Source organism: Niallia yueguangensis (assembly GCF_052663115.1).
This window is the reverse complement of the sequence record NZ_JBQTCX010000008.1, coordinates 74,385-94,915: the sequence shown is the minus strand read 5'-3', so window position 1 is coordinate 94,915 and position 20,531 is coordinate 74,385. Positions and strand designations below refer to the sequence as shown.

20 protein-coding genes are annotated in these 20,531 nt (G+C 34.1%); all 20 read left to right on the top strand.

The window, feature by feature from the left end; translation table 11 throughout:
* Positions 1-95: 95 nt before the first annotated feature.
* Positions 96-935, top strand: coding sequence for a fatty acid kinase binding subunit FakB (gene fakB / locus ACTYA4_RS09535; RefSeq protein WP_443482440.1), 840 nt, complete (start codon positions 96-98; stop codon positions 933-935).
* A gap of 239 nt (positions 936-1,174) precedes the next feature.
* Complete coding sequence (locus tag ACTYA4_RS09530) at positions 1,175-2,044, top strand: nuclease-related domain-containing protein (RefSeq protein WP_445505607.1); 870 nt, start codon at positions 1,175-1,177, stop codon at positions 2,042-2,044.
* Positions 2,045-2,163: 119 nt separating this feature from the next.
* Positions 2,164-3,648: an ATP-dependent helicase ComFA gene (locus ACTYA4_RS09525; RefSeq protein WP_445505606.1), complete on the top strand. Its 1,485-nt coding sequence runs from the start codon at positions 2,164-2,166 to the stop codon at positions 3,646-3,648.
* 13 nt (positions 3,649-3,661) lie between these two features.
* Positions 3,662-4,354 carry a ComFC family protein gene (locus ACTYA4_RS09520; RefSeq protein WP_445505605.1) on the top strand — a complete coding sequence of 231 codons (693 nt, stop codon included), beginning with the start codon at positions 3,662-3,664 and terminating at the stop codon, positions 4,352-4,354.
* A gap of 27 nt (positions 4,355-4,381) precedes the next feature.
* Entirely contained in the window at positions 4,382-4,804 is a 423-nt protein-coding gene (locus tag ACTYA4_RS09515; protein ID WP_445505604.1) for a TIGR03826 family flagellar region protein, read from the top strand.
* Positions 4,805-4,959: 155 nt separating this feature from the next.
* Positions 4,960-8,199 carry an AAA family ATPase gene (locus ACTYA4_RS09510; RefSeq protein ID WP_445505603.1) on the top strand — a complete coding sequence of 1,080 codons (3,240 nt, stop codon included), beginning with the start codon at positions 4,960-4,962 and terminating at the stop codon, positions 8,197-8,199.
* A 5-nt stretch (positions 8,200-8,204) separates the two neighbouring features.
* The gene (locus ACTYA4_RS09505) at positions 8,205-8,492 is read left to right on the top strand and encodes an EscU/YscU/HrcU family type III secretion system export apparatus switch protein (RefSeq protein ID WP_443482457.1); all 288 of its coding nucleotides are present in this window, start codon (positions 8,205-8,207) and stop codon (positions 8,490-8,492) included.
* A gap of 57 nt (positions 8,493-8,549) precedes the next feature.
* On the top strand, positions 8,550-8,975 hold the full coding sequence (gene fliS, locus ACTYA4_RS09500) for a flagellar export chaperone FliS (RefSeq protein WP_443482434.1): 426 nt from the start codon (positions 8,550-8,552) through the stop codon (positions 8,973-8,975).
* A gap of 26 nt (positions 8,976-9,001) precedes the next feature.
* Positions 9,002-11,008 (top strand): flagellin N-terminal helical domain-containing protein, encoded by a 2,007-nt coding sequence (locus ACTYA4_RS09495; RefSeq protein WP_443482433.1) that lies wholly within the window; start codon positions 9,002-9,004, stop codon positions 11,006-11,008.
* Between the two features lie 110 nt (positions 11,009-11,118).
* Positions 11,119-11,556: a YaaR family protein gene (locus ACTYA4_RS09490; protein ID WP_443482432.1), complete on the top strand. Its 438-nt coding sequence runs from the start codon at positions 11,119-11,121 to the stop codon at positions 11,554-11,556.
* A 248-nt stretch (positions 11,557-11,804) separates the two neighbouring features.
* A complete protein-coding gene (gene flgM / locus ACTYA4_RS09485; protein WP_443482431.1) occupies positions 11,805-12,065 on the top strand; it encodes a flagellar biosynthesis anti-sigma factor FlgM in 261 nt (86 codons plus the stop codon).
* Between the two features lie 11 nt (positions 12,066-12,076).
* Complete coding sequence (locus ACTYA4_RS09480) at positions 12,077-12,559, top strand: flagellar protein FlgN (RefSeq protein WP_445505602.1); 483 nt, start codon at positions 12,077-12,079, stop codon at positions 12,557-12,559.
* Positions 12,560-12,570: 11 nt separating this feature from the next.
* Positions 12,571-14,220 carry a flagellar hook-associated protein FlgK gene (gene flgK / locus ACTYA4_RS09475; RefSeq protein ID WP_443482429.1) on the top strand — a complete coding sequence of 550 codons (1,650 nt, stop codon included), beginning with the start codon at positions 12,571-12,573 and terminating at the stop codon, positions 14,218-14,220.
* A 23-nt stretch (positions 14,221-14,243) separates the two neighbouring features.
* Positions 14,244-15,389 (top strand): flagellar hook-associated protein FlgL, encoded by a 1,146-nt coding sequence (gene flgL / locus ACTYA4_RS09470; RefSeq protein ID WP_443482428.1) that lies wholly within the window; start codon positions 14,244-14,246, stop codon positions 15,387-15,389.
* A gap of 92 nt (positions 15,390-15,481) precedes the next feature.
* Entirely contained in the window at positions 15,482-15,931 is a 450-nt protein-coding gene (gene fliW / locus ACTYA4_RS09465) for a flagellar assembly protein FliW (protein ID WP_443482427.1), read from the top strand.
* Positions 15,932-15,935: 4 nt separating this feature from the next.
* The gene (gene csrA, locus ACTYA4_RS09460; RefSeq protein WP_443482426.1) at positions 15,936-16,163 is read left to right on the top strand and encodes a carbon storage regulator CsrA; all 228 of its coding nucleotides are present in this window, start codon (positions 15,936-15,938) and stop codon (positions 16,161-16,163) included.
* A 130-nt stretch (positions 16,164-16,293) separates the two neighbouring features.
* Positions 16,294-17,109 (top strand): flagellin Hag, encoded by an 816-nt coding sequence (gene hag, locus ACTYA4_RS09455; protein ID WP_443482425.1) that lies wholly within the window; start codon positions 16,294-16,296, stop codon positions 17,107-17,109.
* An 81-nt stretch (positions 17,110-17,190) separates the two neighbouring features.
* Entirely contained in the window at positions 17,191-18,927 is a 1,737-nt protein-coding gene (locus ACTYA4_RS09450; RefSeq protein ID WP_443482424.1) for a motility associated factor glycosyltransferase family protein, read from the top strand.
* A gap of 17 nt (positions 18,928-18,944) precedes the next feature.
* Entirely contained in the window at positions 18,945-19,289 is a 345-nt protein-coding gene (locus ACTYA4_RS09445) for a DUF8042 domain-containing protein (protein ID WP_443482423.1), read from the top strand.
* Entirely contained in the window at positions 19,286-20,530 is a 1,245-nt protein-coding gene (locus ACTYA4_RS09440; protein ID WP_443482422.1) for a motility associated factor glycosyltransferase family protein, read from the top strand. The genes ACTYA4_RS09445 and ACTYA4_RS09440 overlap by 4 nt, the downstream gene beginning before the upstream one ends.
* Position 20,531: the final 1 nt, after the last annotated feature.

The window sequence follows — 20,531 nt, the reverse complement described above, 5'->3', positions numbered from 1 at the left end:
TTATTCATTATTTGCGTCGAATATAATGCAAACCAACTTTCTTTTAGATAGAATGAACATATAATACCGAAATGATAAGGCAGGTAATTATTTGCATGAAAACAGCGATTGTTACTGATAGTACTGCATATATTCCAAAAGAAGTAAGAAATCTTCACAATATACATATTATTCCTTTAACCGTAGTGCTGGGGAATGACATTTATGAAGAAGAGATCGACTTAAATGCGGATGAATTTTATGAAAAGGTGAAAACAAACAACCTTCCAACTACCTCACAACCACCGATTGGAAAGTTTGTAGAACTTTTTGAGAAACTTTCTGTAGATTATGATGAAGTAATTAGTATTCATTTATCAAGTGGCATTAGTGGTACGTATCAAGGAGCAGTTTCTGCCGGAACCATGGTCGATGGAATTACGGTATATGCTTTTGATAGTGAAATTAGCTGTATGATTCAAGGATTTTATACAATTGAAGCTGCAAAACTAGCACAATCAGGAAAGTCGGCAGCCGAAATAATGCCAATATTGAAGGAGTTAAAGCAAACGGGTCATGCTTATTTTATGGTAGATGATTTAAGCCATCTTCAGCGCGGAGGTCGCTTGTCTAGTGCTCAAGCATTGATAGGAAGCTTGCTCCAAATGAAGCCGCTTCTTCATTTCTCCAATAATGTAATTGTTCCATTTGAAAAAATTAGAACGAAAAAAAGGGCGATAAAAAGAATGACCGAATTATTTGCAGCAGCAACAAACGGAGAAAGCTACCAAGCAGTGATTATCCACGCAAACCGCAAAGAAGAAGCAGAAGCGTGGAAACAAGAACTAGCGGCAGTATATCCGAATATCGATTTCACCATCAGCTACTTTGGAGCCGTAATCGGAACACATCTAGGCGAAGGTGCAATGGGGATTGGTTGGGTGAAGAAGCTGTAGATTGGGGAGAGAACCTGTTTGGGGGTTCTTTTTTTGTGTAGAAAAAAGCTGTTTTTTGTCGAAAAGTAGCTATATCGAAAAAAACGCAATAATAACTGCTAAAACTGCAACAAAAACAGCCGAAATTGCAACAATACTGCAAAATCCAATAAAATTAGAAAAAACTTCTTACTAAAAAGAGGGTTTTAGAAGCCTTTTATTGAATTTATCAGAGGAGAAAATGATATAGGAGTGATTTAATGATCATAAAAAACCTCGAAATTCCTCTCCTCGTTTCTAAAACGGAAGCTCTATTAGCTAGAATAACTCCAATGCATGAAAAAATTCCCCTCATACAATCAGATTTACAGAAAATATTAGCCGGATACCATGGTGAAAAATCATTAGCATTTGTATTAAGTTTTTTATCAGAAAAAGAGTACTATATCTTACATGATTTACGATTATTTGATGGGAAAAACTACTTTCAAATCGATGTTTTAATTCTTACGACCAAGTATTTTCTTATCCTAGAAGTGAAAAATATAGCTGGTGAATTGTACTTTGATACAGAATTTAATCAATTAATTCGTACGAAAGAAGGAAAGGACAGTGCTTTTGCAGATCCCCTAACACAATTAAAAAGAATAGAATCACAATTGAAACAATGGCTAAAGCCACATATCTCTATACCGATTTTTGGATTTGTTGTTATTAGCAACCCTGCAAGCTTAATCCGAATAAGCGATCCTCACTCACCATTTACCAAAAAAATTATTCATCGTGAATCCCTTCCTTTTCGAATAGAGGAGATTTCTAATTCAATTTCTACCCCTACACTAGACGAACATAAATTAAAAAATACCATCAAAGTTATAAAAAAGAAAAATACCCCTTTAAACTCATCTATTCTAACCAAATATAATCTTAAAAAAGAAGACATACAAAAAGGAGTCATATGTGAAAATTGTGGTTCTCTTCAAATGAGCAGAGTAAATGCTAATTGGTACTGCCCAAAATGTTATTCAAAAAGTAAAAAAGCTCATATTAATACGTTAATAGATTATTATTATATATTTGGAGAAACCATTACGAATCAAGAAGTAAGAGAATTTTTACAAAAGGTTTAGCATACTTGGCAACAAGGGTAATAAAATCTGTGACCACCAAAAGTTGTCGTAAGGGAAAAGGAAATGAGTACTATTTGTCGATTAAACAGTTAAATAAATTATTAGGAGGAAAGTAAAAATTGCGATTCATTACCACCAATAATATACTCCAGCCAACAATGGATGTAAAAAATTCTACAAGAATCAGCGACATCCCCAAACCGCCGCAGCAGCCCACCAATCCTAACTACTCATTCAATCCCACTTTGCAATCCACACTACAAGGAAAACAACTCCTTCTCGATGAACTCTTATTTCCTTTAGAAGAAATCCAAGACCATTACGTAAACGGTTATTGTTCTTACAACAAAGGCATCGTAAAACAAAAATCCACTTATCTTTGCAATCGCTGCGGCAATACGGAAAAACATCTGTTTGCTTCCTTCCTTTGTTCCCGCTGCAACGAAACTTGCCACTATTGCCGAAACTGTATCATGATGGGCCGAATTAGTGAGTGCACGCCGCTAATCAGTTGGACTGGCCCCACTATCGACCAAGATACCACTTCCATCCAACTTGAATGGGAAGGAACATTATCTAAAGGGCAACAAGTAGCATCGGCAAAAATGGAGCAGATAATAGACGAACAATCAGATCTCTTAGTATGGGCCGTATGTGGTGCAGGGAAAACTGAGATACTTTTTAAAGGAATCGAAAAAGCTTTACAGCAAAACAAACGAGTTTGTATCGCAACACCAAGAACAGATGTCGTGTTGGAATTGGCGCCAAGATTACAAGAAGTTTTTCCTGATATTCGCGTACTTCCAGTATACGGAGGCAGCGAAGACCGCCATCGATACAGTCCACTGACCATCAGTACAACACACCAGCTTTTCCGTTTTAAACAAGCATTTGATCTTGTGATTTTGGATGAAATGGATGCATTTCCTTATTCTGTTGATCAATCCCTGCAATTCGCTGTGCACAACGCACGAAAACCAACCTCCACCATGATTTATTTAACCGCTACCCCTGATGCAAGTTGGAGAAAGAAATGCCAGCAAAACAAAATAAATTATGTCACCATTCCGGCGCGATTTCATCAGCGACCTCTTCCCGTACCAGAATTCCTATGGTGTGGAAACTGGGAGAAGCAGCTACAGAAAGGAAGACTTCCAAAATTAGTTATAGAGTGGGTAGAAAGACGCCTTCATTCCAATAAACAAGTGCTTCTTTTTATCCCAAAAATTGCGTATATGAAAAACGTAAAATCTGTCTTCGCACCATTAACAACAAAGATAGAAACGGTTCATGCAGAAGATCCATTGCGAAAAGAAAAAGTGCAAAAAATGCGTAATAAAGAATTATCCCTTCTGATTACGACCACCATTTTGGAAAGAGGCGTGACTTTTTCTAATATCGATGTTGCTGTAATTGGTGCAGAGAACGAAATTTTTACAGAAAGCGCACTTATACAAATTGCCGGCAGGGTTGGCAGAAAAAAAGAATACCCAACAGGGAATATTACCTTTTTTCATTACGGAAAAACGAACAGTATGGTAGGGGCAAGAAAGCAAATTTTACAAAGTAATAAAGAGGCAAAAGAAAAAGGGCTGCTGTTATGAAAGGTCGGATAGGATGCACTGTGCGATTTGTTTAACGGAAGTAACACCTGTTTTTAATTGGACTTATTTATTTTCACGAGAACCTTCTTATTATATATGTGATGATTGCAAACATAAATTAGCTTTTATTGAAGGAGAGCGCTGTATCATCTGCAGCCGTCCTCTTGCTGATTTAGATGATGTTTTTATAAAAGAGAAAAGATGCAATGATTGCTGGAGATGGGAACAGAATCCGAAATGGAAAGGCGTATTAGAGCAAAACACCTCGCTGTTTTTATACAATGATTTTTTAAAAGAGGTAATAGCACGTTTTAAGTATCGAGGAGATTTCGAAATAGCTGGAGCATTTTCTATCTTTTTATCGAAAGAATTATTTGCGAATAAAATAATGGTGCCGATCCCCTTAAGTAAGGAAAGGCTGTATGAAAGAGGTTTTAACCAGGCAGAAGCTATCGTACAAGCTGCAGGAATAAAAGCGATTGATTGTCTTACAAGGGTACATAGTGAGAAACAGTCGAAAAAAACAAGGGAAGAACGGTTGGAAACGGTGCCGATATTTAAAGTGGCAGCGGAAGAGAGTATAGTCGCTCAAAATATTGTATTAGTGGACGATATATATACTACAGGAGCAACCTTGCGTAAAGCGGCAAAGGTGTTAAAGGAGGCAGGGGCGAAATCTGTCATTTCTTTTACGATTGCACGGTAAAAAAGGACGAAAGTGGGGAATGAGGTAATGGCTGAATTGGCTAATTGCCCAAAATGCGGCGATGTATATGTAGAAAATAACGTTAGGGGTATATGTCCTAAATGTTGGAAACAAGAAGAAGCAGATTATGAAAAGGTATATCAGTTTATCAGAAAAAAACAAAATAGAACCGCAGAAATGGATGAAGTAGTCGAAGCAACCGGCGTTGAGCGGTCACTCATTTATAAATTTATTAAAAAAGGCAGAATAAAGCTCGCTCAATTTCCCAATTTGGGGTATCCGTGTGCGAAGTGTGGTGCAAAAATTAGAGAAGGGAAATTATGTTCCAATTGTTTAGACGAAGTAAGAACGGACTTAAAAAAATTGGAAGTGGAAGAAGAGAGAAAACAAGAAATAGCAAATCGGAAAAAAGATGATGCATATCGAGCAATAAATAAAAAGAATCGATAAAAGAAAGTAATAAAAGAGTCATATTTAAAGATTCTTTTATTACTTTTATTTGTTTTTTAATAAGCAATAAGAGCTATTTTGTATATCGGTAATAAAACTCAAGTTTATTTCTCCGATATATATAAATATAGAATGTACTTTACGGGAGTGTTAATATGCAGGTTTCCAATCAACCCCCCTTTACAAATAGTTTATCAATGAGTGAAAAAACGATTGAGTTATCTAAAGGTGAAACGTATAATGCCCAGATTAAATCAAGATTATCAGATAATGAAGCGGTCCTTCAAATAAAAGGAAAAGAGGTTCAGGTAAAGTTTGATCATGAAATTCCAACAGAAAATAGAATATCGGTACAAATAACAGATGTAAATAACTCGGAAATAAGAGTGAAATCAACCCCACCTGAAACAGTGGCTCGTCCTTTAAGTGATAATCAAGAAAAGTTGATACAAAGTTTAAATCTCTCTACAGAAAAAACGGAACAACTAAAAAAAGCAATTACTCTTTTAGGAAAAAATAATCCAGTAAATAAAGAAGCCTTATCACAAATTTCTAGTTTCCTTGGAAATGAAAAAGGAACATTTGAATCAAAGCTTGTTGCGATTAGAGCATTAGTTAACAAAAATCTTGAAGTCACAAATAAAAATTTAGTTTCCATTCATGAGGCGCTTAATGGAGAGCCGTTAAATGATGTGATAGATTCTATTGCCAGAAAAATGGACCCTAATTTTCAAAGTGAATCAGTGAAACAGCAAGATGTTAAACCCAATCCAATCTATCAACTTGATATGGGTAGCAAAGATTTGCAAAGTAATATAGATCAACAGAAAACGATTTTAAATAATGTCATCAAAGAAGTGAGTTCGTTAATAAATAGGGAGCAAGATCCGACCAAAGTAATAGAAACGGTAAAAGGAAAGTTATTAAATAATCCTTTCATTTCTAAAGAAGATATACAAGAAGTTATTCAAGCTGTAAAGGATTCTGAAAAATTACAAGGAATAGCGAAAAATAGAATAGTTAATGCACTATCCACTATAGAACCTTTATTTAAAGAGAATACAGATCAAACGCAATATAAAGAGATTCAAAATGAATTAAAGCAAGTAACTAGTCAACTAAAACAAGAACCAAATCTACAAAAGGCAATTCAATCGGTAAGAGAGACGATTCTCTCAAATTCTAAGATACCAACGGAAGTAGTTCGACAAGTAGAACAAGCAGTGAGTGAAGCGATCATCCAACAGCGTGTAGGAAATGAAGCGGCAGGCCGAGAAAAACTAGTTCAAGCGATTACGAAAGCAGAGACAGAGGTTTCTTCACTAGGAACAGGAAAGAATCAAACTGTTGACCAACCAAAGCAAATACAAGATCATCTTGCACAAGTAAAGGAACAATTGAAACAAGAACCAATCCTACAAAAGGCGATCCAAACGGTAAGAGAATCGATTGTGTTGAATCCAAAGATGCCGACAGAAATATTAAAACAAGTAGAACAAGCAATAAGGGATGCTTCCATCCAACAGCTAGTGGGAAATGAAAGTGCTGGTTTTGATAAACTACAAAAGGCACTTAGCAACGCAGAACAGATCGTTAATCATAATACGCAACAAGCAGTTGGACGTGGTCAGACAGCGAATCAAATAAAACAATTAATAAATCAAGTAAGTGATGGGCAGTCAATTGACCAAGTCCGTAATGCTATTTTAGAGACGGTTGCTTCAAATAAAAATATAAATCAAGAAATAGTAAAGCAAATTTCTCAAGTGATGAATCAGTCAGAACAATTAAATGAGGCAGCTAAGAAACGAATAGTAAGTGCAGTAACTGAATTACAACAAAAAATTAGTCCAACATTACCGGGAATTTCGAGTGAACCAATAGAGGAAAAAACTTTACCGATACAGCCCAAAAATATATCGCAAGCTCAAGGGCAAATAGAAACAATAAAACAAGCAGTTAAACATTTACAAACAGAACCTAATCTTGAGCAAGCATTAAATCTAGTGAAGACTGAATTTAAAAAGAACGAAAATTTTAATGCAGAAAAAATAAACAAAATCGAAAAAGCAATTGATGAATCATTGCAATTAAACAATAAAGGTAGAGAAATCGCATCTAGGAATCATATAGCAGATGCGCTTTCAGAAATAGAACAAAATATTCAGCAAGAGAATCCAGATGTCATCCAGAAAAGTACAAAAAACGAGTCAGCATTAGATGAACAAAAGTGGAATAATCAACTTCTAGCAATGGGGATATTATCTAAAGATATATTAGTAACAAAAATTTCGCAAAAATTAGCAGAAACTACGCAACAGTTCCGAGATATAAAAAGAGAAATTTATAGAAATTTAGATAGTGCACAAAGATTAATGGAGAATTTAAAAAAGGCATCCATTCCACAAACAACGAAGATTTTAGAAAACACGATTAATAAATTGGATCATGCTATTTTAAAAAGTGACATGATGTTATATGCAGATATGCGGACCGAAAAGCAATTATTGCAAGCCAGCTCGCAATTAGCCGAAGCAAAAAAACTGCTGTCAAAAGGAAATACAAGTGAAGCGGCAAAGATAGTGTCAGAAGTGAAAAATATGGTGGAGAAAATTCAATATAAACCGTCGGAACAAAAAATATTCCATTATGTTTCAAAAGAAAGTCAATTTTTAGAACAGGATTCTCCAGTGAAAAATTTATTAAAGCAAGCAGCACATGTTGGCTCCGATTATAGAGTAGCAGGAGAGGAACCATCACCAAGACATTTATATGAAAAAATACGTTCACTTGGCTTAAATAGAGAAAGTGATTTAGCAAGTTCACTAGTGTCCAATATTCCGACACAAGAAGAAAATTTAAAGTCAACGCTGCTAAAGCTAGTAAATGGCTCAGATGAAGGAAATGAACAATTAGCAAAACAGGCAGAGCAGGCTTTACATAATATTACTGGACAACAATTGCTAAGTAAGCAGGACCCTCCCAATCAGCTTCAAAGTATGGTGTTTAATTTACCGATGCTGTTAGGGCAAAAGAGTGAAAATATTCAAGTTTTTATTCATTCGAAATCACAAGGTGAGCAAGTAGATTGGGAAAACTGTAGTCTCTATTTCTTACTAGAAACAAAGAAATTAGGGGATGTAGGGATTCTGTTGAATGCGACAGACAGAAATTTGTCTATTACGGTTAAAAATGATTCAGAAGGATTTCAGTCAAAAATGACACCACTAGCTAATATAGCCATTAATCGATTACAGGATATTGGCTACTATGTTCAAAATATCCAATTTACAAAAATGACAACCGAAGTCAAAGGTTCTCATGAATCAGCGAATGAAAAGACACCTAGTAAAAATGCAATTTTACAAGAGAAAGGAGTGGACTTACAAATATGAGTATGATGAAGTACTATAATCAGAAAAGGAGATTCGAGAAAAACGGATCAGTAGCTGCAGTGTTAAAGTACGAAAATAAAAATAGTGCACCAACAGTTATAGCTCAAGGTAAAGGGGTAGTTGCCCAACAAATTATCGAATTAGCAAAAAAAAATAATATTCATATGCAAGAAGACTCTTCTCTTGTAGCAAACCTATTAGATATGGACTTAGGAGATAGTATTCCTCCTCAATTGTATTCCGTGATTGCAGAGATTTTGCTTTTAATAGAAGAAATGGAGAAAAACTATTAAAGATATAACCGAAAATGTCGATAAAAAAACAGATAATTGTTTGGAGGTGTAAATTTCGTGTCTACCCCTATTAGTGAGGCAGTAATATTTCAAAAATCTCCACAAGAAATAACTGCTTTATTATATGAAGCATGTTTAACCAACTTAGAAGAAGCAATCGAAAACATTTCTAGTACAGACTATGTTGTTGCTAATCTAAAATTAAAAAAAGCAAATGATATTGTCTGGAGACTTGGCGCAGGTCTTAATTATGAGGCGGGGATTATTGCCGATCAACTAGACATGTTATATAACTATATAGCTGAAAAACTTATTGAAGCAAATTTAAAAAAAGATATAACCATCATCCAAGAAGTGCAGAAAATAGTAGAAGAACTATTAACCACATGGAATGCTGGAATGAAAAATAAATCAAAAATAAATGTAGGACTTCGCCATAAAACACAAGCATATGAAAAAAATATTATGACCAATCAATGGTAATTAAACTTTAAAAGGAGAATTATATAGTGAAAATCAATCACAATATTCAAGCTTTAAATGCCTACCGCAATTTATACCAAAACCAATTTAACACTTCTAAAAACTTAGAAAGATTATCATCAGGACTTAGAATTAACAGAGCAGCCGATGATGCAGCAGGACTAGCAATTTCAGAAAAAATGCGTTCACAAATCAAAGGTCTGTCAATGGCTGAACGCAACTCCTTAGATGGTGTTTCTCTCATGCAAGTAGCAGAAGGAGCAATGAATGAAGTACATTCTATGCTGCAACGTATGCGTGAATTATCGGTACAGGCAGCAAATGATACAAACACAGATTCAGATCGCGAATCTCTTCAATTGGAGATTGATCAACTTCTTAAAGAGGTTGATAGTATTGCTGCGAAAACTGAATTTAATACACGTAAACTTCTTGATGGTTCAAGTGCTGTTGATACACAATATATTCTTGGTGAAAGTGAAAAAACAAATATTAAACAAGTTCCAACAGTGGTAGATCCATCTATTGCGACAGGAAGATATGAGGTTAGGGTAGAATCTCAACCGAAATTAACATACACGTTAAATCAGCCTGGTGCTGGTGTAAGTAATTCATCAGTACTTCAGATGCCTATGGTAGGAACGTATAAAGACGGAGAGTTAGTGAAAACAAATTTAGGGAATTCTCCAGTTGCAGTAGGTTCAGGCGTGAAAGATGAAAATGGAACATATAAAGTAACAGTAGCAAACAAAGATTTCGTAACACCTCCAACTTTGATTGGATCATCAACAACAGGGGTTAATCCTAATACTGATATTACTATTGACAGTGCGACAGACTCAGTTGGTGGAGATTACATTATTAAAGTATCAAATTTCGATTCTTCGGGTACACCTATCACAGCGGATGTTCAAATTTTAGATGCGAATAATAATGAATTGTACTCTGGTACTGATCAAGCACTGGATGCAGATGTTGTATTTGGTACCGATCCGAAATTTACAATTGGAGCCAATACAATTACAAGCAACGGAGAAACAAAATTTCATGTACAAGCAACTGCTGATATTACAATTGAAAAATTGAATGTAGATGGTACGACAGTTAGCCCTGCTATATACCCGCAAACAAATGTTGATTTGCAAAATGGTAAGCTGCAAATCGGTGGATTTTCTTGGAATTTTGACCCTGCTGTAGTAACAGAAGGATCAAGTACTTTTGATGTGCAGCCAAGTGATTTAAGTCTTGGAGAATACACTCTAGTTGCTTCAAGTATTCAAAAAGATGCTAACGGTGTAATGAGTGCTACAGTTGAAGTGTTTGACCCAAATGGATTTTCATTAGGTAAATTGGCTTCCGAAATAGGTGAAGACGGTTCATTTAAATCAATCGGAGCAGAAACAGGAAAAAGTATTTTAGTTGATACAAGTAAAATCACTCAAGCTGGCACAGCAAAAATTCAAATTGAAAATAAAATGGAAGTATCCGTTTCAAAAGTGAATGGAGATGGAACAAAAACGCCAATTACATTTGAAAAAGAATTAACTACTAGAAATGGAATTATTACTCATGGCGGATTAGAATTGGAATTTGGAGCAAATGCTAAACAAGGTGCTTCTCAGTTTGACTTAACAAACAAAGCATTAACATTCCAAATTGGTGCGAACACGAATCAAAATGTGCAAATTGATGTACCTCAACTAAGTACAGTAAAACTTGGCATCGATGGATTGAATGTGCTTTCTAACGAAAGTGCAAGTAAGGCAGTGTTTAATATTGACCAAGCCATTAATCAAATATCAGCAACTCGATCAAAGCTTGGGGCTACTCAAAATAGACTAGAGCATACAATCAGCAATCTTCAAGTAACGAATGAGAACTTAACATCTGCTGAATCAAGAATTCGTGATACCGATATGGCACAAGAAATGACTGAGTTTACGAAAAATAATATTCTTAATCAATCTGCTCAAGCTATGTTAGCTCAAGCAAATCAATTACCAAACGGTGTTTTACAGTTATTACAATCTTAATTAAACCGAAGCTAGTCCTAGAAATAGTTGGACTAGCTTCTTTAGTGAATTTTTATGTTAGAATATATAGAAGATACTGTACGGATCTTATTGCAAAGTGAGGGGTTTGTTTGGAAGTACAAAAGGTTTCAAGAGCAAGTACAGAAAAGATAAAGAGCAAGGATAAGACGCCGACGGAAAGTATTTCCTTTCAAGAAGTGATGTCGAAAAATCGGCAGCAAATGGTGCACGAAAAACTGACAAAATTAGTCGAAGATATAGAAGGGCAAGGGAAGAAATTAGCAGAAAATCGGACCGTTGATGATTTGCGTAAATATAAAAAAATGGTTAAAGATTTTATGGAAGAGGCCGTTAATAATGCATTGAAACTGGAAGAACAAAGTGGTTTCAATCGAAGAGGAAGAACAAAAATTTATAAGATTGTTAAAGAAGTGGATAAAAAACTAGTAGATCTAACCAATACACTATTAGATAAAGAAAAAAGCGGTTTAGATATTTTAGGTTCCGTCGGTGAAATCCGAGGGCTTTTAATTAATATTTACACATAGTAAGCAGCATAGAAAATTCTATGTTGTTTTTTGTATTTCAGCATAAAATGGTCATTAAGTATGAGGACTATTATTTAGAATAAAACGCATAATAGGAATATACGTCTAAATTCTAAAAAATAATAGTTTTTTCTTTAACTTAAATCATTTTAACCGATAAAGTAAATAGCGGAATAGTACTTAAAACATGAATAATTAAATATAAATTGGATTCGGTCTTTTTAATAAGGTATTTTGGGGGTGAAAAAATGAAAATCAATCATTATAATCGAGTGAATTTAAATCCATATAAAAAACAAATAGAAAAAAATGAGGCTGCCGAAAGTATAAAACGTCAGGATAAGGTAGAAATTTCACAAGAGGCAAAAAAACTGCAAGAAAGTAATGGAATGGAAGGTCGACAGGAAAAAATACAGGAATTAAAAAATCAAATTAACAATGGACATTACGAAATAGACGCAACAACAGTTGCAAAGAAAATACTGTCCTTTTGGAAAAAGGATAATTAGGAGGAGCAATTTTGCATGTAGCAGCGATTGCCAATACGCTAAAAGATTTAAACCTACTGCATGAAAATTTATTAGAACTTGCAACTGAAAAAACAGATGTACTTATTCGTGGGGATATGAATTTTTTAAAATCAATAATGAGCAAAGAACAAAAATTGATTAAATTGATTCAAAATAAAGATCAAGATCTGCGTATATTCTCAAAAGGTTATTTGCAGAGAGAAAATGATATAACATTAAATGACGTGATAAAACAGTCGGAAGAAAAAGATAGTGAAACACTTATACAATTAAAACAACAACTAGAAGAAACAATTAAAGATTTGAAAAATAAAAATGAAACAAATCAGCAATTACTGCAGCAATCACTACAGTTTGTTCAGGTTTCATTAGATTTATTAAAACCTAGTATTGAAACGTATAACTATGAACGACCGATGAAAAAAAATTCATATGAAACAGAAGGATATTCTAGTTTTGAATCAAAGGTTTAGGAGGAAAATAAATGGTTTCGACCTTTCATGGATTAGAAACGGCTAAGCGTGCGCTGACAACTCAGCAACTTGCAATTTCCACGACAGGACATAATATTGCTAATGCGAATACACCAGGCTACACAAGACAACGTGTTAATTTAACGACAACAGAATCCTATCCAGCAGTAGCAATGAACAGTCCCAAGATGCCGGGGCAGTTAGGTACAGGTGTAAGTGCTGATCAAATACAAAGAATAAGAGATAGTTTTGTAGATATGCAGTATAGAAAAGAAACAAGTAAAATGGGTTACTGGGAATCAAAAGCAGATATGCTGTCCCAAATGGAAAATGTTATGGATGAATTATCTAATACTGGACTTTCAAATAGTATGGATTTATTTTGGAATTCATTACAAGACTTAGCTACAGAACCAGAAAATGATGGTGCCCGAAGAGTAGTAAGAGAAAGAGGCTCTCATTTAGTGGAATCATTTCATTATATGAATTCTTCCTTAAAGGCAATCCAGAAGGATAATAGAAATACACTAGATAACACACAGGATAATGTAAATAGTATATTAAAGCAAGTAAATCAGTTAAATAAACAAATTGGCGCCGTGGAGCCAAATGGATATTTGCCCAATGATTTATATGATGAAAGGGATAGGTTAGTAGATGAACTATCTTCCATGGTGAATATTAAAATAGAAACGAAGTCTAGCGGAGGATTAGCTACTGCAAGTGCAGAAGGTCTATATGATATTTTCATGGCTACACCAGAAGGGGATGTATTAACAGATTCTAATGGACAACCTATCAAGCTAGTGGATGCTGCTACTAAAACAGCAAATGGTATTCATATTCAATATCAGGATCATGTGCAATTGGATAGTCCAGTAACAGCAATTAAATTCTTTAAATTAAGCAATGAACCAACCGATACAAATGAATTTGAAGGAATCAGTACTAATACAGAAGCAGATTCTGCAACTGGCTTATATACTATCAATGATTTTTCAGATTTAAATTCTCAAGGTAAGCTTAAGGGTGTAATAGAGGGTTATGGATATTTGGATGGTAATGATACAAAAGGAATCTTTAATAATTTATTAGCAGATTTAGATCAAATGGCTGCAACTTTTGTACAAACCTTTAATGAAGTACATAGAAGTGGTTATAGTTTAAATGAAATTCAAACGGGCGCAGAACGAGATATTGATTTTTTTACATTCACTGATAGTACGATAACTGCTAATAATCCAAAAGGTGCTGCAGCAACCTTAAAGTTATCGAATGACATTTTAGAAGATGCGGAGAATATTGCAGCTGCAACAGAAGCATCAAGTGGAAACGGTACGAATGCATTACGATTAGCAAAAGTAAAGGATGAAAGTCTTCTTTTTGGCGGTACTCTAACAAACGTACAATCCTTTTATCAAGGAATGATAGGAAAACTAGGTGAGCAGGCATCAGAAGCAAATCGCATGGAAAAAACATCAGGTATCTTAAAAAACTCCGTTGAGCAAACGCGTATGTCTGTAAGCAGTGTGTCTCTTGATGAAGAAATGATAGATTTAATGAAATATCAGCAAGCGTATAATTCGGCAGCAAGAATGATTACGATTGCAGATGAAATGCTGGATAAAATAATAAATGGTATGGGCGTAGGCGGACGATAAACTAAACTAGGAGGTGCAAATATATGAGAGTAACTCAATCCATGCTTTCGAATAATAATATAAAATATATTAGTCAAAGCTATTCTGAATTACAAAGACTATCCGATCAGATTACAACAGGAAAAAAAATTACGAAGCCTTCTGAGGATCCGGTAGTAGCAATGAAGGGCATGCGTTATCGTACAGAAGTAGTAGAAGTAGAACAATACCAACGCAATTTAAATGAAGGGTATAATTGGATGGAAAATGCGGATTCCACTTTAGATGAAGCAACAAAGATTTTGCAAAGATTTAGAGAATTAACCGTGCAAGCATCCAATGATACATATGATAAAACAGCACGTAACAATATAGCCAATGAAATGACCACTTTACAACAGCATATGGTAACATTAGCTGAAACAAAAGTAGGAGAAAAATATATTTATAATGGTACGAATACATCTAACTCTCCTATTAATTTAAACCAAATGGATATGGAATATAGTGCTTTTCAAACTGGTTTAACTAATAATACAATTATACCTTCTGAGTATGTCATTAATTATCGAGGAAACACATTTACATTTGATAGTACTAATAATGTATACAAAGATAAAAAGGGAGACACTATTTCGTTTAATGATCCAGCAGGTGAAATTACTCACACTTATCAAGAAGCATTACCGTATAAAGATGGAGAAACAACTACTAATCAAGAAAAACTTCAAAGTAGCGATATCATTATTTCTAAAAACACAGCAGTATCGACTAATTCAAATCGGGTATTATTAGAAGTGTCAAAAGGGGTATCAATCCCAGTGAATGTCATCTCCAATGAAGCATTTTCGATTGATATGTTTAGTGGAATGGAAGCAATCAAAAAGATGATAACGAACCCAGATGTTGCTGGCAAAGAAATTACGAAATCACTTGATTCCATAGATGAGTATATGAATAACGTGATTTCAACAAGATCACAATTAGGTGCCCAAATGAATCGTGCGGAAATGGTAGAAAGCCGGTTAACACAACAAGAAGTCGTTGCCAAAAAAACAGTTTCTGAAAACGAAGATATTGATTTTGAAGAAGCAACCAGCAATTTATTATCACAACAGCTTATTCATAATGCAGCATTACAAGTTGGAGCCAAAATAATTCAAAGAACGCTGCTGGATTTTCTACATTAAGCTATCCATTTTGGATAGCTTTTTCAACATCATAGTGAATTATTTAGTATTCTTCCTGTGAATAATATTAAAAAAGATTGGTGGTAATAAAAGTGAAAATTGATACAAAATATCATGGGAAAATAGCGATAAATCAAGACGAGATACTTTCTTTTACAAAAGGAATTCCAGGTTTTCCAGATGAAACCCAGTTTATTATTTTGCCACTATCCGATGATGGCGGATTTGCTGCCATGCAATCAGCGAAGACAGCATCCTTAGCATTTGTTATTTCCAATCCTTTCGATTTCGATCCTACCTATGATATTGAATTGGATAATTATGTAATTGAAGTATTGGAGATTAAAGAGGAAAAGGATGTTGTAGTATACAGCATTTTAACGGTACAGGATCCGTTTGAAAAAACAACCGCTAATTTCCAGGCACCTATTATTATTAATGCAAAAAATAATCAGGCAATGCAAGTTATTCTTAACAACTCAAACTATGAAACGAAACACCCTATTTTTCCAAATAAAATGCCAATTAGCTCAAAGGGGTGATGATATGCTTGTATTAACACGAAAACAAGGCGAAGTCATTAAAATCGGAGACGATATTGAAATTACCATCATTGCAAATAAAGGCGATCAAGTAAAAATTGGGATACAAGCCCCAAAAGATATACAAATTCTTCGCAAAGAAGTATATGATCAAACACTAGCGGAAAACCATCAAGCATCACAAGACATTTCCTCGATCCTGCCATTTTTAAAAAACATTGAAAAAAAATAAAAAAACTATTAAATATTCTACTCCATTGACGATAAATAAAATAGAGACAGGAAGGGCGGCCGACCTTCCTCGATCAATAAAAAGCTTGTTCACAAGGAAGTGAACACCAAATTCAAGGAGGAAAAATAGAATGAGAATCAATCATAATATTGCTGCCTTAAATACGTACCGTCAGTTTAATGCTGCAAATGGTGCACAAGGTAAATCAATGGAGAAATTATCTTCAGGTCTTCGTATTAATCGTGCTGGTGATGACGCTGCAGGTCTTTCAATCTCTGAAAAAATGCGTGGTCAAATTCGTGGTTTAGAGCAAGCGTCTCGAAATTCGCAAGATGGTATTTCGTTAATTCAAACAGCTGAAGGTGCGTTAAATGAAACGCATGATATTTTACAACGTATGCGTGAATTAGCTACTCAAGCATCGAATGATACGAATGTAACTGCAGATCGTACAGCAATTTCTGATGAGCTTAAGGAATTAAATAGTGAGATTACACGTATTGCTAACGAAACAGAATTCAATACGCAAAAACTAATTGCAGGTTCTGGAACTTATAAATTCCAAGTTGGAGCAAATTCAGGTCAAACAATTTCACTTTCAATTACAACGATGACGGCAACAGCACTTGGATTAACTGCTGGCGCAATTACAGTAACAAGTAATGGTGCTGCTAATACAGCTATTACAAACATCAATGATGCGATTGAAAGTGTGTCTAAAATGCGTTCTAAATTTGGTGCTGTTCAAAACCGTTTAGAGCACACAATCAATAACTTAAACACAGGTGCAGAAAACTTAACAGCTGCAGAATCACGTGTTCGTGATGTTGATATGGCGAAAGAGATGATGGCTCAAACGAAAAACTCTATCCTTTCTCAAGCTGCTCAAGCAATGCTTGCACAAGCTAATCAACAACCACAAGGAGTTCTTCAATTACTTCGTTAATTGAATAGCCGTGTTATAGTAAAATGAAAAACTAAGAGCGACCAAACTATTGGTTGCTCTTTTTTAAAGGTGAGAGATGTCATGAATGAATCGTTTATTATTAGTATGAAAGAGGCGAAAATTTCGCAGCTTCCTGTTACATCTGTAAATCAATATCCATTACATAGCGTATATAATCCTATTCGAGAAGCCGAAAAAATTGTTGAAAGTCACTATAAAAAAAACCATCTCCATATTTTATTCGGGTTAGGAGATGGATATATTGTAGATGAATTTATAGAGAAAATACACACAGAAGACTATTTATTAGTCGTTGAACCCAATTATGAAAGAAATATAGAACACATAAATAAAACAATGAACGCCATTGAAGATTTTCCTAATATACAATTAGTAGTTTTTGATCACGTGAATGATTTAAAAAACATATTATTACACTTATTTTCTATTTATTTACGACGTGTACAATTCATTACATCGCCAAACTACGCTATTATTTTTCCTAGTATTTGTAAAGAAGTGATGATTTCTATTAAAGATAACATGATGAGTCAAATTGTAAATTCAAATACGATGAGGCTGTTTTCTCATTCGTGGCAAAAAAATTTTAGTTTAAATTTATTTCAAGCTGCTCATGCTACACCATTAAAATTTTTAGAACAGCAATTTACATGTCCAATTGTTGTTGCTTCGGGAGGTCCTTCACTTACGAAACAAATTCCACTTCTAAAAAAATATCGAAAAAACTTTATGTTGATTTGTGCAGGTTCAACAATTAATTCTTTATTAAAACATCATATTGAACCGGACTTAATTGTGTCAATTGATGGCGGAGAGCCAAACTATCAGCACTTTAAAAATATAAATGTAAATCATATTCCTCTTGCGTATAGTTTAACGATTCATCACAACATCGTCGAAGAGCACAAAGGTAAACAGATTGTTTTTAATTTAGGATCACATCTTCCTATAAAGGAATGGACAAATAAGCTATTGCGTCAAGATATTGGAGAACTTCAAGACGGAAAATCAGTGGCAAATTATGCATTAGGTATCGCTCATTATATAACGTCTGGTCCGATTTGTTTAGTCGGTCAAGACTTAGCTTATACGAATCACGTAACGCATGCTGATGGCAATAAACATTCTAAAGGAATAACAGAAAATCAAATAAAAGAGCGAAAAATGTTGCTGAAGAAGGATATAAATGGTGAACCGGTATATACAGATTATGTATTTCTAGGGATGAAAGAGTCATTCGAATATTTAGTTGAAAGAGTAAAGTCTAATCGTATATACAATTGTACAGATGGGGGAATTCCGATAAATGGCATCCCTAATAAAAAATTTATGTCATTTATGAATGAATGTTGTCATGATAATATTAATGAAAGCTTTCTTGATTTATTAAACCACTTTTCCGTTATGGAACAAGATTTGGATTATATTTGCAGTGAAATTCAACAGATTTTAGACGATATAAACACTATAAAAGAATTGTCAATAAGGTCTTTAGATATATTGAATGAATATCCAAGTCAAGAGTTATTTACTAATTCTAATATGTTAGTTGAATTAGAAAACATTGATGATGAATTAAAAACATTATTAAAAGATGATTTTATGTTTTACCTATTACAAGAAGTGATTTTTCAAGTAAACCATTATAGTTTAGAAACTGAAAATGAAACAGATGAAAATGCAAAGGAACGTATTTATAATAAGTCTAAAGATTTATATGAGGGAATTAAAGGAGTTTGCACGTTGACTGTTGCTTATTTAGAAAAGGTAGTGTGTAAGCTTAAAAGGGAAATTTAATTTTAAGGGATGATTGAATGGAAACGAAAGAGCTTATAAGTGAAAGTTTAGAGACGATAAAAAGTTATATTCCTAATTTAATGAATGCTTGTATTGAAATTGCTGATTTCCTGAGAGCTAATAAGCAAACAGACGCATTACAACTAATTGTACAGTTTGCAACAGGGATGGAGTGGATGACTCAAGCAACAACTTTATTAAATCAGCTGGAAGTAGCGGTTGATATAGAAGAACTAATGAAGGTTAATAATTTTTTAAATGAAATTAATGAGGCTATTAGTATTGAAGATTATGTATTGGTAGCAGATCTATTTGAATATGAAATAAACCCAAGCTTAAGTACAGTGCAGCAAGCATTATGAAATGTAATTTTGAATGTGTCCAAAATCGACAGTATCCGACTGTGAAAGTAAATATGAACGGAAATAGCTATTATTTACATAGCCGCTATAACCCTATTTTAGAAGCTGAAAAATGGGCAGAGAGTATAACGAAACCTTCGAGAATTTCTCGTGTGATTGTTATTGGCGTTGGTGCTGGTTATCATATTCATGCCCTAAAACAGATGTACCCGAAACTAAAAGTTGATAGTATCGAATTTAATGAAGAATATTTAGAGTGGTGCAGAAGTCAAGAACTGATACAAAAGCGTTTGAGAGATATTAATGTACTGACGCCAAAACAATTTACTGCTATTGATTTTGTTCAAGATGATACAGTAAAAGTAGTGGTATACCAGCCGGCGTTAAAAATGATTACGAATCCTGACATATTGCAAAAAGTACAACAAATTCAGTTAATGCAACAAACGATTGAAGATCAGTCGCATTTATTAAGCCGTAATTTTCATTTGAACATACAACTACAAGATTCATGTGCTTCAACATTTGTAAACATCCATCCTGATGAACATTGTATTCTTGTATCGGCTGGACCATCTTTAACAAAACAGTTGCCAATTCTAAAAAAGTTAGTGAATCATAAAAAGGTGAAAATTTGTTGTGTAGGAACAGCACTAACTCCTTTATTAAAGGTAGGTATTATCCCGGATTATGTAATGGTTACAGATCCTAAAATAAACATAGTAGAGCAATTTGATTTCATTTCAAATCAAAAATCAATGATTCTATTTTATTTAAGTACAGCTAATCATGAGGCAGTCGTTAAATGGCCGTTTCAGCGGTTTATTATTTTGCAAAATGGATATGAACAAGCGGAGAAAATAGTGAACGAGAAAAATAGATTATTAGTTAATACTGGTGGGTCGGTTGCCACAACGTTCACTGATTTATTAGTAAAGCTAGGCGCATCTAATATTATATTCGTGGGACAGGATCTTGCTTTTACGAATGGATTTTCTCATGCAGACGATACCCATAATCAGAAGCATGTAAATCATTTAGCCAATTTAATTAAAGTGAAAAACTATGACAAAACGGATGTTATTGCTACATCTAAAAACTTATTATTCTATTTAAGATGGTTTGAAAACTATGTGAAAACAAAAAAAGAAATTAATTTTTTTAACTGTACGGAAGGTGGAGCACATATAGATGGTCTTCATCACATCCCGTTTCAAAGCTATATAAACATGTATTTATAAT

What these genes read in the sequence shown, in the direction of transcription:
- fakB (WP_443482440.1), top strand. Translation starts at nt 96, where the DNA reads ATGAAAACAGCGATTGTTACTGATAGTACTGCATATATTCCAAAAGAA.
- ACTYA4_RS09530 (WP_445505607.1), top strand. Translation starts at nt 1,175, where the DNA reads ATGATCATAAAAAACCTCGAAATTCCTCTCCTCGTTTCTAAAACGGAA.
- ACTYA4_RS09520 (WP_445505605.1), top strand. Translation starts at nt 3,662, where the DNA reads ATGCACTGTGCGATTTGTTTAACGGAAGTAACACCTGTTTTTAATTGG.
- ACTYA4_RS09515 (WP_445505604.1), top strand. Translation starts at nt 4,382, where the DNA reads ATGGCTGAATTGGCTAATTGCCCAAAATGCGGCGATGTATATGTAGAA.
- ACTYA4_RS09510 (WP_445505603.1), top strand. Translation starts at nt 4,960, where the DNA reads ATGCAGGTTTCCAATCAACCCCCCTTTACAAATAGTTTATCAATGAGT.
- ACTYA4_RS09505 (WP_443482457.1), top strand. Translation starts at nt 8,205, where the DNA reads ATGAAGTACTATAATCAGAAAAGGAGATTCGAGAAAAACGGATCAGTA.
- flgM (WP_443482431.1), top strand. Translation starts at nt 11,805, where the DNA reads ATGAAAATCAATCATTATAATCGAGTGAATTTAAATCCATATAAAAAA.
- flgK (WP_443482429.1), top strand. Translation starts at nt 12,571, where the DNA reads ATGGTTTCGACCTTTCATGGATTAGAAACGGCTAAGCGTGCGCTGACA.
- flgL (WP_443482428.1), top strand. Translation starts at nt 14,244, where the DNA reads ATGAGAGTAACTCAATCCATGCTTTCGAATAATAATATAAAATATATT.
- csrA (WP_443482426.1), top strand. Translation starts at nt 15,936, where the DNA reads ATGCTTGTATTAACACGAAAACAAGGCGAAGTCATTAAAATCGGAGAC.
- hag (WP_443482425.1), top strand. Translation starts at nt 16,294, where the DNA reads ATGAGAATCAATCATAATATTGCTGCCTTAAATACGTACCGTCAGTTT.
- ACTYA4_RS09450 (WP_443482424.1), top strand. Translation starts at nt 17,191, where the DNA reads ATGAATGAATCGTTTATTATTAGTATGAAAGAGGCGAAAATTTCGCAG.
- ACTYA4_RS09445 (WP_443482423.1), top strand. Translation starts at nt 18,945, where the DNA reads ATGGAAACGAAAGAGCTTATAAGTGAAAGTTTAGAGACGATAAAAAGT.
- ACTYA4_RS09440 (WP_443482422.1), top strand. Translation starts at nt 19,286, where the DNA reads ATGAAATGTAATTTTGAATGTGTCCAAAATCGACAGTATCCGACTGTG.